Raw genomic sequence first — 13456 nt, 5'->3', positions numbered from 1 at the left:
ATTAAAGAGGGCGGCGCAGCACGCTTTGCCTTGCCCTGCCTGCCACCGGCTGGCTAGGCTAGCAAGCCCCCTGTAGAGACTTGCCATGTCGGACTCCCGCGCCATCACCCTCGACGAAATCGATCGCCAGCTGATAGCCCTGCTGCAGATCAACGCCCGCGAAAGCGTCGCCACCCTCGCCCGCCAACTGGGCATCGCTCGCACCACCGTCAACTCGCGGCTGGCCCGGCTGGAGAAAGGTAAAATCATCACCGGCTATGGCGTGCGCCTGGGCCAGCGCCTGATCGACGGCGGCCTGCAGGCTTATGTCGGGATCAAGGTGCAACCGCGCTCCGGCAAGGAAGTAGTACGACGCTTGAGCGCCATGGGGCAGGTTCAGCAGCTTTGCGCGGTGAGTGGCGAGTTCGACTACGTGGCCTGGTTGCGTAGCGATTCACCGGAGCAATTGGACCAACTGCTCGATCAGATAGGCAGCGTCGAAGGTGTGGAGAAGACGACGACGTCGATCATCCTCAGCAGCAAGGTGGATCGCGGGTAGCCCTACAGAAGAATGCATCGTCGAAATGCGCCTTCAATTAGTCATTTCGACCAAAAAAGCTGCGATTAGCCGATACTTTTCATCTTAATTACGAGCGCCGCGCTTCATAAAATGACCACCAGGCATCTCCTATACTCAGGCTCCGCCCTCCGCGCAGCCGCTCTGGCAAGGTCACTTCATGAACAAGAACAACCGCCACCCCGCCGACGGCAAAAAACCCATCACCATCTTCGGCCCGGACTTCCCCTTCGGCTTCGATGACTGGCTGGAGCATCCGGCCGGGCTGGGCAGCATCCCGGCCGAACGGCACGGTGAGGAAGTCGCCATTGTCGGTGCCGGCATCGCGGGGCTGGTGGCGGCGTACGAGCTGATGAAGCTGGGCCTCAAACCGGTGGTGTACGAAGCGTCGAAGCTGGGTGGGCGGCTGCGTTCACAAGCCTTCAACGGCACCGACGGGATCATCGCAGAGCTGGGCGGCATGCGCTTTCCGGTTTCTTCAACGGCCTTCTACCACTATGTGGACAAGCTGGGCCTGGAGACCAAACCCTTCCCCAACCCGCTGACACCGGCCTCGGGCAGCACGGTGATCGACCTGGAAGGCCAGACCTACTACGCCGAGAAGGCCGCCGACCTGCCTGAGCTGTTCCACGAAGTGGCCAACGCCTGGGCCGACGCGCTGGAGAGCGGTGCTCAATTTGCCGAGATCCAGCAGGCAATCCGCGACCGTGACGTACCGCGCCTCAAAGAGCTCTGGAACACGCTGGTCCCCCTGTGGGACGACCGCACCTTTTACGACTTCGTCGCGACTTCGCGCTCGTTCGCCAAACTGAGCTTCCAGCACCGCGAGGTGTTCGGCCAGGTCGGCTTTGGCACCGGGGGGTGGGACTCGGACTTCCCCAATTCGATGCTGGAAATCTTCCGCGTGGTGATGACCAACTGCGACGATCACCAGCACCTGGTGGTGGGCGGCGTGGAGCAGGTGCCGCAAGGTATCTGGCGGCATGTGCCCGAGCGCTGCGCCCATTGGCCAGAGGGCACCAGCCTCAGCTCACTGCACGGGGGCGCGCCGCGCACCGGGGTCAAACGCATCGCCCGCGCCGCAGATGGCCGGCTGGCGGTCACCGACAACTGGGGTGATACCCGCCATTACGCCGCCGTGCTCGCCACCTGCCAGACCTGGCTGCTGACCACCCAGATCGACTGCGAAGAATCGCTGTTCTCGCAGAAGATGTGGATGGCCCTGGACCGCACCCGCTACATGCAGTCGTCGAAAACGTTCGTGATGGTCGACCGGCCCTTCTGGAAGGACAAGGACCCGCAAACCGGCCGCGACCTGATGAGCATGACCCTCACCGACCGCCTCACCCGGGGTACCTACCTGTTCGACAACGGCGACGACAAACCCGGGGTGATCTGCCTGTCCTATGCGTGGATGAGCGACGCCCTGAAGATGCTCCCGCACCCGGTGGAAAAACGCGTTCAGCTGGCACTCGATGCCTTGAAGAAGATCTACCCGAAGACCGATATCGCCGGGCACATCATCGGCGACCCGATCACCATTTCATGGGAGGCCGACCCGCACTTCCTCGGCGCGTTCAAAGGCGCACTGCCGGGCCACTACCGCTATAACCAGCGGATGTACGCGCACTTCATGCAACAGGACATGCCCGCCGAACACCGCGGCATGTTCATCGCCGGCGACGACGTGTCGTGGACCCCGGCCTGGGTCGAAGGCGCGGTGCAGACCTCGCTGAATGCGGTGTGGGGTATCATGAACCACTTCGGTGGCCAGACCCACCCGGACAACCCCGGCCCGGGCGACGTGTTCGACGAAATCGGGCCTATCGCCCTGGCCGACTGAGACAAGGAGGCAGCATGCGCATCGCTCTGTTCCAGGGCACACCCAACCCGCTGGACGTGCCCGGCAACCTGCAACGGCTGCGCCATCAGGCGCAACGGGCGGCTGAGCGCGGCGCACAGTTGCTGGTGTGCCCGGAGATGTTCCTCAGCGGTTACAACATTGGCCTGGAACAGGTCGAGCGGCTGGCCGAGGCCGACGATGGCCCGTCAGCCATGGACGTGGTAGAGACTGCCCAGGCGCACCGCATCGCCATTGTCTACGGCTACCCAGAGCGTGCCGACGACGGGGCAATCTACAACAGCGTGCAACTGATCGATGCCCATGGCCGCAGCCTGTGCAATTACCGCAAGACGCACCTGTTCGGCGAGCTGGACCGCGCGATGTTCAGCGCCGGCGCCGATCACTTCCCGGTAGTGGAGCTGGAGGGCTGGAAGGTCGGGCTGTTGATCTGCTACGACATCGAGTTCCCGGAGAATGCCCGGCGCCTGGCGCTGGGCGGGGCCGAGCTGATCTTGGTGCCGACGGCGAACATGACGCCCTACGACTTTGTTTGCCAGGTGACCGTGCGCTCGCGGGCGCAGGAAAACCAGTGCTACCTGGTCTATGCCAACTATTGCGGGGCCGAGGGTGAGATCCAGTATTGCGGGCAAAGCAGCATCATCGGGCCGGATGGCAGCTTGCTGGGGATGGCTGGGCGCGAGGAGTGCCAGTTGCTGGCAGACCTGGAGCATGAGCGGGTGCACAAGGGGCGCGAGGCGTTTCCGTATCTGGCTGATCTGCGCCAGGAACTGCACCTGCGCAGGGGCTGAGTGACGCCCCATGCCAGACGCCACACGTCACCTCACCCTGGCCAACGGCCTGCAGCTGCGCCTGCGCCATGCCCCGCGGCTCAAGCGCTCGGCCGCAGCGTTGCGGGTGCATGCTGGCAGCCACGATGCCCCGGTACGATGGCCGGGGCTCGCGCACTTTCTTGAACACCTGTTCTTCCTCGGTACCTCTCGTTTTCCACTGGATGACGGCCTGATGCGCTACGTCCAGGCCGCAGGCGGCCAGGTCAACGCCAGTACCCGCGAACGTACTACCGATTTCTTCTTCGAAGCCCCCCCTGCGGCCCTGGCCGGAGGGCTGGAGCGGCTGTGCCAGATGCTTGCCGAACCGGACCTTGGCATCGAGCGCCAGCGCCGCGAACGGGAAGTCATACACGCAGAATTCATCGCCTGGTCGCGCAACCCGCAAGCGCAGCAGCAATTTGCACTGCTGCAGTCGGTTGCACCCGGCCATCCGCTGAGCGCCTTTCAGGCCGGCAACCGGCATACCCTTGCCCTGCAAAACCCGGCCTTCCAGCAAGCCCTTACAGGCTTTCATGAGCATTTCTACCAAGGTGGCCAGATCACCTTGAGTGTGTGCGGCCCGCAGCAACTGGATGAACTGGAGCAGCTCGGCAGGCAGTTCGCTAACGTGTTCGCCTATGGGGAGCGTGCTCGACAAAGCTTGCCTGCAGCCCTCCCACCGACGGGCACGGGGTGGGTGTTCACCCACCAAAACCTGCCCCCCTGTGCGGAGCAAGCGCTGGAGCTGTTGACCGCCTGCCTGAGCGACAGCAGGCCGGGCACTTGGCTGGATGCCCTGCGCCAGCGCGGCTGGCTACAAGGGTTCAAGGCACAGATGCTGTATGCCTTCGCGGGGCAAATGGTCTGGCATATCGACCTCAAACTCAGCCCGGACGCTTGCCCAGGTGAAGCACTTGCCTTGCTGCACGGTTGGTTCGGTTTCATCAGGCAACTCGACCCGGCCCAACTCAACGCCGAGTTCGGGCTGCTGCAACAGAGCCACGAGCGCAATGCCAGCCCGCTTGAGCTCGCCCGTCGCGACTGTGCAGGCCGGCCCTTTGCGGCATTGGATGCTCAAGCGCTGCATGCGCTTGGCGCATTGCTCGATGGCCTGCAGTGCACGCAGCATGGGCTATGGCAACTTCCACCGGCCGACCCTTTGCTGCTTGCCGGCTTGCCCGCCGCCACGGCCTGGCCTTTACCGGCGGCGCTAAAGGTCAGCCAGCAACTGCCCCCGATACGCCAATACGCAGCAGTTTATCTACGCTGGCAGCTACCGTCGGCACTGCGTCAGCACTTGTATAGAGTGCTCGCGCGGGCCCTGCTGCCGCTGCAGGAACGGTGCGAGCGCGCATCCTTGCAACTGCAATTCAGCGCCGCGGGCGAGCACTGGCAACTGCGCTGCGCCGGCCAGCCAGCCGCTGTGATCCGCGCTGTCGAGCATGCCATGACGTGCTTGCATTCACCCGGTAACTGGCAGCTGCCTTGCGAACAGGAACCCGCGCTGATCCCGATCAGGGCCTTGCTCAAGCAACTACCCGAGGCAGTGCTCGGCACTGCGCCAATGCCGCTGGCACCCGGCACACTTGATCAAAAGGCACTGGATGACGCCTGGCAACACAGCCAATGGCAGGGTCTTGCCGTTGGCTTCGACGCCGCCGCCCTGCTGTCTTTAGGCGCGGTGCTGCGGGGCTGCCCAGGGCATGCAGGCTCAGCACCGCCTGATCCCAGCTGGCGCGGCCATCGCTGGCACCACGCCAAGGTGCCGGGCAGCGAGCATGCATTGCTGCTGTTCTGCCCATTACCCGCCAGGCAACAAGCCTGCGGCCGCCTGCTTGCCCAGTTGCTGCAGGGCCCTGTGTACCAGCGCCTGCGGGTTGAACTGCAACTCGGCTACGCGGTTTTCAGTGCCTTTCGTCAGATAGAGGGCATCGGGGGCCTTCTGTTTGGCGTGCAATCGCCCCACGCCAGCCCAAGCGAAATTCTCGAGCATCTGCTGACTATTCTGCGTCAGGGCGTAACCCTCGACCCTGCAACCTGCCAGGCGCTGGCCGGGCAATTTGACGAGAACGCCATGCCTGACGCCGACGTCGCCGAATGGGTATGGCAGACATGTCTCGCTACACAACCCGACGATCTGCAGGCGTTACGCTGTTCTATGCTGGGGGTGCGCCAAGCTGGTCTGGACGACCTGTTACGCGGCATGCTCGACACCGATAGCGCCTGGCTGTGCCTGGCAAATGCCGCCGCACCCAATGGGTCATGGCAATGATGACAAGAGGATTGTTACGTTTTACGAAAGGGCGCTTATCGAATAATTAACCTTTCGGTACATAATTTTCTTGTAAGATAACGCTATCTCAGCCACTGGAACCTCTTGCGCGAGGTGACGCCAAACAAAGTAGCTGAACCCTCTACCTTACCCAGAAGGAGCAAAACCATGTGGACCAAACCTGCATACACTGATCTGCGTATCGGCTTCGAAGTGACCATGTACTTCGCCAGCCGCTAAGCCCTGCTTGCGTTACGACGCCTCGGCCCGCCGGGGCGTTGTCGTTTTTTGCACCAGGCTTCAGCACAGTTCGGATAGAGAGCAGCCATGTACATCCAGATTCTCGGCTCCGCCGCCGGCGGCGGCTTCCCGCAGTGGAACTGCAACTGCGTCAACTGCAAAGGCTTTCGCGATGGCAGCCTGCGCGCAACGGCGCGTACCCAGTCGTCGATAGCCCTGTCCGATGACGGTGTGCACTGGGTCCTGTGCAATGCCTCGCCAGACATCCGCGCCCAACTCCAGGCCTTCGCGCCGATGCAGCCGGCCCGCGCGCTGCGCGACACGGGCATCAACGCCATCGTCTTGCTCGACAGCCAGATCGACCACACCACCGGCCTGCTCAGCCTGCGCGAAGGCTGCCCGCACCAGGTGTGGTGCACCGACATGGTTCACCAGGACCTGAGCACCGGCTTCCCGCTGTTCAACATGCTCAGCCACTGGAACGGTGGCCTGCAGTGGAACCGCATCGAGCTCGAAGGCAGCTTCGTCATCGACGCCTGCCCCAACCTCAGGTTCACCCCCTTCCCCCTGCGTAGCGCTGCGCCGCCGTACTCGCCGCACCGCTTCGACCCACACCCGGGCGACAACCTCGGCCTGCTGGTCGAAGACACCCGCACCGGCGGCAAGCTGTTCTATGCCCCAGGCCTGGGCCAGGTCGACGAAAAGCTGCTGGCGATGATGCACGGCGCCGACTGCCTGCTGGTCGACGGCACGCTGTGGGAGGATGATGAAATGCAGCGCCGCGGTGTCGGCACCCGCACCGGCCGTGAGATGGGCCACCTGGCGCAGAACGGCCCCGGCGGCATGCTCGAGGTACTGGACGGCTTCCCGCTCCAGCGCAAGGTGCTAATCCACATCAACAACACCAACCCGATCCTCGATGAAGACTCCCCGGAGCGCGCCGAAGTACAGCGCCGCGGTGTAGAAGTCGCCTTCGACGGCATGAGCATCGAGTTGTAAGGAGGGTCGATGAGCGACGCACTGCCACTGTCGCCTGCCGAGTTCGAGCAGGCCCTGCGCGCCAAGGGCGCCTACTATCACATTCATCACCCGTACCACGTGGCGATGTACGAAGGGCGCGCTACCCGCGAGCAGATTCAGGGCTGGGTGGCCAACCGCTTCTACTACCAGGTGAACATCCCCATGAAGGATGCCGCGATCCTGGCCAACTGCCCGGACCGTGAAGTGCGCCGCGAGTGGGTCCAGCGCCTGCTCGACCACGATGGCGCTCCCGGCGAGGATGGCGGCATCGAAGCCTGGCTGCGCCTGGGCCAGGCAGTCGGGCTTGATCCCGACCAGCTGCGCTCCCAGGAGCTGGTGCTGCCCGGTGTGCGCTTTGCCGTCGACGCCTACGTCAACTTCGCCCGCCGAGCCAGCTGGCAGGAGGCCGCCAGCAGCTCGTTGACCGAGCTGTTCGCCCCGCAAATTCACCAGTCGCGGCTGGACAGCTGGCCGCAGCACTACCCGTGGATCGACCCGGCCGGCTACGAATACTTCCGTACCCGCCTGGGCCAGGCCCGGCGTGATGTGGAACACGGCCTGGCCATTACCCTGCAGCACTACACCACCCGCGACGGCCAGGAGCGTATGCTGGAAATCCTGCAGTTCAAGCTGGATATCCTTTGGAGCATGCTCGATGCCATGAGCATGGCCTACGAGCTGAACCGCCCGCCGTATCACACCGTCACCCAGCAACGGGTATGGCACAAGGGGATCGCCCTATGAGTTTTGATCGCAAGCTAGTACCGAACTGGCGCCCTGGCTACCGTTTCCAGTACGAACCGGCGCAGAAAGGCTACGTGCTGCTGTACCCCGAAGGCATGATCAAGCTCAACGACAGCGCGGCGCTGATCGGTGGCCTGATCGACGGCAAGCGCGATGTGTTGGCGATCATCGCCGAGCTCGAACAGCAATTTCCTGGTGTGCCCGAAGTCGCTGATGACATCGAGCAATTCATGGAGGTGGCCCGTGGCGAACACTGGATCACCCTCGCCTGAGGTGCCGGTCGGCCTGCCGCTGTGGCTGCTGGCCGAGCTCACCTACCGCTGCCCGCTGCAGTGCCCGTACTGCTCCAACCCCTTGGATTTCGCCCAGCAGGGCAAGGAGCTGAGCACTGAACAGTGGTTCAAGGTGATGGCCGAAGCCCGGGAGATGGGCGCAGCGCAGATCGGCTTTTCCGGCGGGGAGCCGCTGGTACGCCAGGACCTCGCCGAGCTGATCGGCGAAGCGCGGCGCCTGGGTTACTACACCAACCTGATCACCTCCGGCATTGGCCTGACCGAAGCGCGCATTGCCGCCTTCAAAAAGGCCGGCCTGGACCATATCCAGATCAGCTTCCAGGCCAGCGACGAGCAGGTCAACAACCTGCTGGCCGGCTCGAAGAAGGCCTTCGCACAGAAGCTGGAAATGGCCCGGGCGGTGAAGGCTCACGGTTACCCGATGGTGCTCAACTTCGTCACCCACCGGCACAACATCGACAAGATCGACCGTATCATCGAACTGTGCGTCGCGCTGGAAGCGGACTTTGTCGAGCTTGCCACCTGCCAGTTCTACGGCTGGGCGCACCTCAACCGCCTTGGCCTGCTGCCAACCCGCGAGCAACTCGAACGTGCCGAGCGCATCACCAACGAGTACCGCGCCAAACTCAAGGCCGCCGGCAACCCGTGCAAGCTGATCTTCGTTACCCCCGATTACTATGAAGAGCGCCCCAAGGCCTGCATGAACGGCTGGGGCAGCCTGTTCCTGACCATCACCCCGGACGGCACCGCTCTGCCTTGCCATGGCGCGCGCCAGTTGCCCGTGCAGTTCCCCAATGTGCGCGACCACGACCTGCACCACATCTGGTACGACTCGTTCGGCTTCAACCGTTTCCGTGGTTACGACTGGATGCCCGAGCCCTGCCGCTCGTGCGACGAAAAAGAGAAGGACTTCGGTGGCTGCCGCTGCCAGGCCTTCATGCTCACCGGCGATGCCAGCAACGCCGACCCGGTGTGCGCCAAGTCGGCTGACCACGGCATCATCCTCAAGGCCCGCGAGGAGGCAGAGACTGCAAACCTCGCCATCGAAGAGATGACCTTCCGTAATGAGCGCAACTCCCGTGTCATCGCCCGCGGCTGAACTCACTGCCGCCCAGGCGGTAGCCGCCGGCACCGACTTTGCCGAACTCAAGGCAGGCACCATGGGCCTGTTCTGGAACGAATTCCGCCCCGCCGATGGCGCCTGTCGGGTCTGGCACTGGCGTGACCAGCAGGCCCGCTGCCTCACGCCCGATGGCTTCAGCGTGCGCAGCCGGGTGTACGAATACGGGGGTGGCAGCTTCTGCCTGAGTGATGACGGGATCATCTTCGTCAACGAGAAGGATCAGCAGGTCTACCGCCAAGGGCTGGACCCAACACCACCATTACCCTTGACCCACAATGAACAGTGCCGCTACGGCGACCTGCAATGGCATGAGGGCCAGGTACTGGCGGTCGAGGAGCGCCATGGCGAGGGTGTCGAGCATCGCCTGGTGGCCTTGGTCGAAGGCAGTGCTGAAGTACTCGCTGAGGGTGCTGATTTTTATGCATCGCCGACGATCAGTGCCGATGGCCAACGCCTCGCCTGGGTCGAATGGGATCGCCCCGCTCAGCCCTGGACGGTCACCCGGCTGATGTGTCGCGCACGGCAAAGCGACGGTAGCTGGGGCGCGGCACGCTGCATCGCGGCGCACGACGAGTCCCTGCAACAACCGCGCTTCGACGCGCAGGGGCGCCTGTACTGCCTGTCCGACCGCAATGGCTTCTGGCAACCCTGGGGCGAGCTCGATGGCGGTTGGCAGCCGTTGCCCGCCAAACCTGCAGACCACGCCGCCGCGCCCTGGCAACTGGGTACCTGCACCTGGCTGGCCCTTGGGCCGCAAAGCTATCTGGCAAGCTGGTTCGAAGGGGGCTTCGGGCAACTGGGGCTGCGTAATGTCGACGGCCAGGTGGAACGTTTCGCCAGCGCCTATAGCCGCTTTCGCAACCTTGCCATGGATGCCGAGTACATCTATGCCATCGCCGCCTCGCCGATCAGCCCGCCAGCGGTCATTGCCATCGACCGGACCAACCACGAGGTGCACATTCTGGCAGGGGGCGCCGAGCTGCTGCCGGCCGAGTGCATAAGCCTGCCGCAGTCGATGCTCTACGAAAGCGCTGGCGCGTTTGCCCGCGGGTTCTTCTACCCGGCTGTGGGTGCCAAAAGCCCCACGCCGTTGGTGGTGTTCATCCACGGCGGCCCGACCTCCGCTTGCTATCCGGTGCTCGACCCACGCATCCAGTACTGGACCCAACGCGGCTTCGCCGTCGCCGACCTGAACTACCGGGGCAGCACCGGCTATGGCCGCGAGTATCGCCAGGCACTGCATTTGAGCTGGGGCGAAAGCGACGTGCAGGATGCCTGCGCGGCGGTCCAGCACCTGGCCGAACGTGGCTTGATCGATGCCGGCAAAGCCTTCATTCGCGGTGGCAGTGCCGGCGGTTACACCACCCTTTGCGCCTTGGCTTTCGGTGATGTATTTCGCGCCGGTGCCAGCCTTTACGGGGTCAGCGATCCGGTTGCATTGGGCCGTGCCACGCACAAGTTCGAAGGCGACTACCTGGACTGGCTGATCGGCGACCCGCAACAGGATGCCGAGCGCTACCGCCAACGCACGCCGCTGTTGCATGCCGCGCAGATCAATGTACCGGTGATTTTCTTCCAGGGTGAACTGGATGCGGTGGTGGTGCCGGAACAGACACGCTCAATGCTGGACGCATTGAAGTTGAATGGCATCGAAGCCGTGGGGCATTTCTATGCCGGGGAGCGGCATGGGTTCCGCAAGGCCGAGAACTTGGCGCATGCACTGGAAGAAGAATGGAAGTTCTATTGCCGGGTGCTGGGTGAATAACAGGCCGGGGCCGCGTTGCGGCCCCGGCAGTTTCACCGCTTGGCGATGATGTACACCGCATGCACGATGCCTGGAATGTAACCCAGCAAGGTCAGCAGGATATTCAGCCAGAATGCCCCGCCGAACCCCACTTGCAGAAACACGCCCAGCGGCGGCAGAAGGATGGCGATGATGATGCGAATGAAGTCCATGCGTGTCTCTCCTGAAAGGGTCTAAACAGAGACTAGCTGGGCATCACAGAGGTTCCACAGGTAAGCGCCAGGCAAAAAAAACGCCCCGGGCCAAATGAAACAGGCCAGGGGCGATGCGCAGAAACGCCAGACGGTTCGTAGAATTCGTTACGCCGATACTTCGCGGCGGGCATGCTGCTGCGCATGCAAGCGGGAAAAGGCCCGGGCCAGGCGCAGCAGCATTTCATCGATGTTGCCTTTGCTCACGGTCAGCGCAGGCGAAAAGCGCACCACATCCACCTGCGGCGCATTGAGCAGCAGTCCCTCATGCAAGGCTGCCTGCACCAGGTCCTTGGCCAGGTGCTCCTGCAACTGCAAAGCCCACAGCAGGCCTTGGCCACGCACTTCGCCTTGGCCGTAGCGGCCAGCCAGCCGGCTCAAGCCATCGCGCAGGTGCCGCCCGCTGTCTTGAACCTGCTCGAAGAAGCCCGGCTCCAGCACGGTATCCAGCACGGCCAGGCCAGCAGCGCTCATCAGCGCATTGCCATGGTGGCTGCCTTCCAGTTCGCCCGGCTCGGCGCAGCAGGCAGTACCGCGGGCAAGCAAGGCTGCCAGCGGAACGCCACCACCCAGGCCCTTGCCCAAGGTGATGATGTCGGCGCGCACACCATAGGTTTCTTCGGCCAGCAGCGCGCCGCAGCGGCCAATGCCGGTCTGTACTTCGTCAAGGATCAGGAGGATGCCCAGTTCGCGGCACAGCTTCTCGACGCCTTGCAGGTAGTCCCGGGTAGCGGGAATGACCCCGGCTTCACCTTGAATGGGCTCCAGCATGATCGCCACGGTGCGCGAGTCCACTTCGGCATGCAGCGCCGCCAGGTCGTTGAACGGCACCTTGCTGAAACCCGGTAGCCCCGGCTCGCAGCGGTTGCAGGGCAGCGGGTCGGATGCCGACAAGGCGCCCAGGCTGCGGCCATGGCAGCCCTGGCTGGCGGTGATGATGTGATAGGCGCCGCCGCGGTGCAGCTGGCCCCACTTGCGCGCCAGCTTGATCGCGCCTTCGCAGGCCTCGGCACCACTGTTGAGCAAGTACGCCTGCTCGCTGCCCGTGCTCTGGCACAGCCGGTTGACCAGCGCCAGCAGGCCCCGGCTGTGAAAACCTGCCCCTGGGTTGATCAGCGCCTGGGCCTGGTTGCCCAGCGCCTTTACCAGCACCCCAGGGCTGTGGCCGAGGCTGTTGACCGCACAACCCTGGGTGAAATCCAGGTAGGCGTGCCCTTCGTCGTCCCACAACCAGGAACCTTGACCACGCACGAACACTTGGGCGGCACGTTCGGTGCTCGGCATCAGGCGCTCGCGTGACAGCAGCGGCGCGTCCGCCACAGGCACCGGGGCGCGCTTGGGCTCGGCCAATTCGGCAGGGGCCGAGCGGCGCAGGTTGAACAGGTTCATCGGGGCTCCAGCCAGGCACGGTAAGGGGGGCCAGCATCCGGTCTTTGCGCCGGCGCTTGATATTTTGTCTTGCCTATCAAAAGTGTTTTTCAAACGGAGTAACAATGCGCTGATTGACTGCTGTAACCCGTTGGAATACGGCGATAGACTAGGCTTCGGCGGCGCATGCGGCCATTCCGTTTTTCCAGCTTTTTCGATAAGTGTTACTTATGGATTTTCGCCAACTGCGTTATTTCGTCGCGGTGTATGAAGAAGGCCATGTCGGCCGGGCGGCCGAGCGCCTGTCGTTGTCCCAGCCAGCGCTCTCGCAACAGATCCGCCAACTGGAGCACAGCCTCGACCTGAGCCTGTTCGAGCGCAGCAACAAGCGCCTGCTGCCCACCCTGGCCGCCCACACTTTGTACAACCATGCCCTGCCCCTGCTTGACGGCTTGCAGCGCGCCCATGAGGCGATGCGCAACTTCAAGGGCCAGTCGCTACGCACATTGGCCATCGGCGTGCTGCAGACGGTGCGCCCGAGCCTGGTGCCGCAGTTGCTGGAACGGGTGCGCAAAGCCCAACCGCACCTTGTGGTGCAGATCTATGAGTTGTCAGGGCTGGAAATCGAGCGGCGCCTGCTCAATGGCAACCTCGACATCGGTATCAGCTACCTGCCGCCGCGCCAGCCGGGGCTGCATGGATTGCTGCTGTACGAAGACGAACTGCAGTTGGTCATCCCGGACACTCATCCCTTGAAGGATTTCAAGAAGGTGTCGATCAGGCAGGCTGCAGAGTTGCCGATGCTGATGCTCGGCGAGGAATTCCAGATCCGCCAGATCTGGAAGGAACAGTTGGCCAGCCAGGGGCGTCGGCCGCAGGTTCAAGCGGAAATGAACAATATGGGCGGCATTCTCGACAGCCTGGGCCACACTGCGCTGGCCACTATCTTGCCTGGCCGGGCCAAGGATGCCGCCGAAGATGACCAGGGTTTGCTGTGGAAGCCATTGAGCGAACCGCGCGTGCCACTGAAAGTGGGCCTGGTGTTCCGCGACGCTCAGCGTCAACAGGCATCGGTGGAGTTGCTGCGCACGCTGCTCGAGGAGGAGACTGACGCCAGGCAACTGAGCGCCTCGCCACTGGATGTGCTTGGCTGAAAAAAACGCGCACAAAGA

Annotated in this window: 13 protein-coding genes; 11 read left to right on the top strand and 2 right to left on the bottom strand. The window is 63.5% G+C overall.

The genetic code is table 11. The features are described 5' to 3' along the window. Positions 1–85 precede the first annotated feature (85 nt). The 10 genes from ABEH27_RS11200 (at position 86) to ABEH27_RS11155 (ending at position 10686) form a co-directional block, all read left to right on the top strand. Positions 86–538, top strand: coding sequence for an Lrp/AsnC family transcriptional regulator (locus ABEH27_RS11200; RefSeq protein WP_346613644.1), 453 nt, complete (start codon positions 86–88; stop codon positions 536–538). Positions 539–716: 178 nt separating this feature from the next. Further along, the gene (locus ABEH27_RS11195; protein WP_346613643.1) at positions 717–2399 is read left to right on the top strand and encodes an NAD(P)/FAD-dependent oxidoreductase; all 1683 of its coding nucleotides are present in this window, start codon (positions 717–719) and stop codon (positions 2397–2399) included. Between the two features lie 14 nt (positions 2400–2413). Beyond that, complete coding sequence (locus ABEH27_RS11190; RefSeq protein WP_346613642.1) at positions 2414–3208, top strand: carbon-nitrogen hydrolase family protein; 795 nt, start codon at positions 2414–2416, stop codon at positions 3206–3208. Positions 3209–3218: 10 nt separating this feature from the next. Further along, positions 3219–5501: a pyrroloquinoline quinone biosynthesis protein PqqF gene (pqqF, locus tag ABEH27_RS11185; protein WP_346613641.1), complete on the top strand. Its 2283-nt coding sequence runs from the start codon at positions 3219–3221 to the stop codon at positions 5499–5501. Positions 5502–5669: 168 nt separating this feature from the next. Further along, a complete protein-coding gene (gene pqqA / locus ABEH27_RS11180; RefSeq protein ID WP_008365141.1) occupies positions 5670–5741 on the top strand; it encodes a pyrroloquinoline quinone precursor peptide PqqA in 72 nt (23 codons plus the stop codon). A gap of 87 nt (positions 5742–5828) precedes the next feature. Next, the gene (gene pqqB / locus ABEH27_RS11175) at positions 5829–6740 is read left to right on the top strand and encodes a pyrroloquinoline quinone biosynthesis protein PqqB (protein WP_346613640.1); all 912 of its coding nucleotides are present in this window, start codon (positions 5829–5831) and stop codon (positions 6738–6740) included. A gap of 9 nt (positions 6741–6749) precedes the next feature. Next, positions 6750–7505: a pyrroloquinoline-quinone synthase PqqC gene (pqqC, locus tag ABEH27_RS11170; RefSeq protein ID WP_346613639.1), complete on the top strand. Its 756-nt coding sequence runs from the start codon at positions 6750–6752 to the stop codon at positions 7503–7505. After that, entirely contained in the window at positions 7502–7777 is a 276-nt protein-coding gene (gene pqqD, locus ABEH27_RS11165) for a pyrroloquinoline quinone biosynthesis peptide chaperone PqqD (RefSeq protein WP_346613638.1), read from the top strand. The genes pqqC and pqqD overlap by 4 nt, the downstream gene beginning before the upstream one ends. Further along, positions 7749–8897, top strand: coding sequence for a pyrroloquinoline quinone biosynthesis protein PqqE (pqqE, locus tag ABEH27_RS11160; RefSeq protein WP_346613637.1), 1149 nt, complete (start codon positions 7749–7751; stop codon positions 8895–8897). Before pqqD ends, pqqE begins: the two co-directional genes overlap by 29 nt. Further along, positions 8863–10686: a S9 family peptidase gene (locus tag ABEH27_RS11155; RefSeq protein WP_346613636.1), complete on the top strand. Its 1824-nt coding sequence runs from the start codon at positions 8863–8865 to the stop codon at positions 10684–10686. Before pqqE ends, ABEH27_RS11155 begins: the two co-directional genes overlap by 35 nt. A 32-nt stretch (positions 10687–10718) precedes the next feature. Here ABEH27_RS11155 and ABEH27_RS11150 read toward each other — a convergent pair whose 3' ends face one another. Continuing rightward, positions 10719–10877 carry a YqaE/Pmp3 family membrane protein gene (locus ABEH27_RS11150; RefSeq protein ID WP_003177654.1) on the bottom strand — a complete coding sequence of 53 codons (159 nt, stop codon included), beginning with the start codon at positions 10875–10877 and terminating at the stop codon, positions 10719–10721. Positions 10878–11024: 147 nt separating this feature from the next. Next, on the bottom strand, positions 11025–12305 hold the full coding sequence (locus tag ABEH27_RS11145; RefSeq protein WP_346613635.1) for an aminotransferase class III-fold pyridoxal phosphate-dependent enzyme: 1281 nt from the start codon (positions 12303–12305) through the stop codon (positions 11025–11027). Positions 12306–12514: 209 nt separating this feature from the next. Here ABEH27_RS11145 and ABEH27_RS11140 point away from each other — a divergent pair, with 209 nt between their 5' ends. Then, positions 12515–13438 carry a LysR family transcriptional regulator gene (locus ABEH27_RS11140; protein ID WP_346613634.1) on the top strand — a complete coding sequence of 308 codons (924 nt, stop codon included), beginning with the start codon at positions 12515–12517 and terminating at the stop codon, positions 13436–13438. Positions 13439–13456 lie beyond the last annotated feature (18 nt).

It is taken from the genome of Pseudomonas sp. P39-UII1 (assembly GCF_039672635.1).
Lineage (GTDB): Bacteria > Pseudomonadota > Gammaproteobacteria > Pseudomonadales > Pseudomonadaceae > Aquipseudomonas.
Note: the sequence above shows the minus strand (reverse complement) of the source record. Positions and strands in the feature narration are given on the sequence as shown.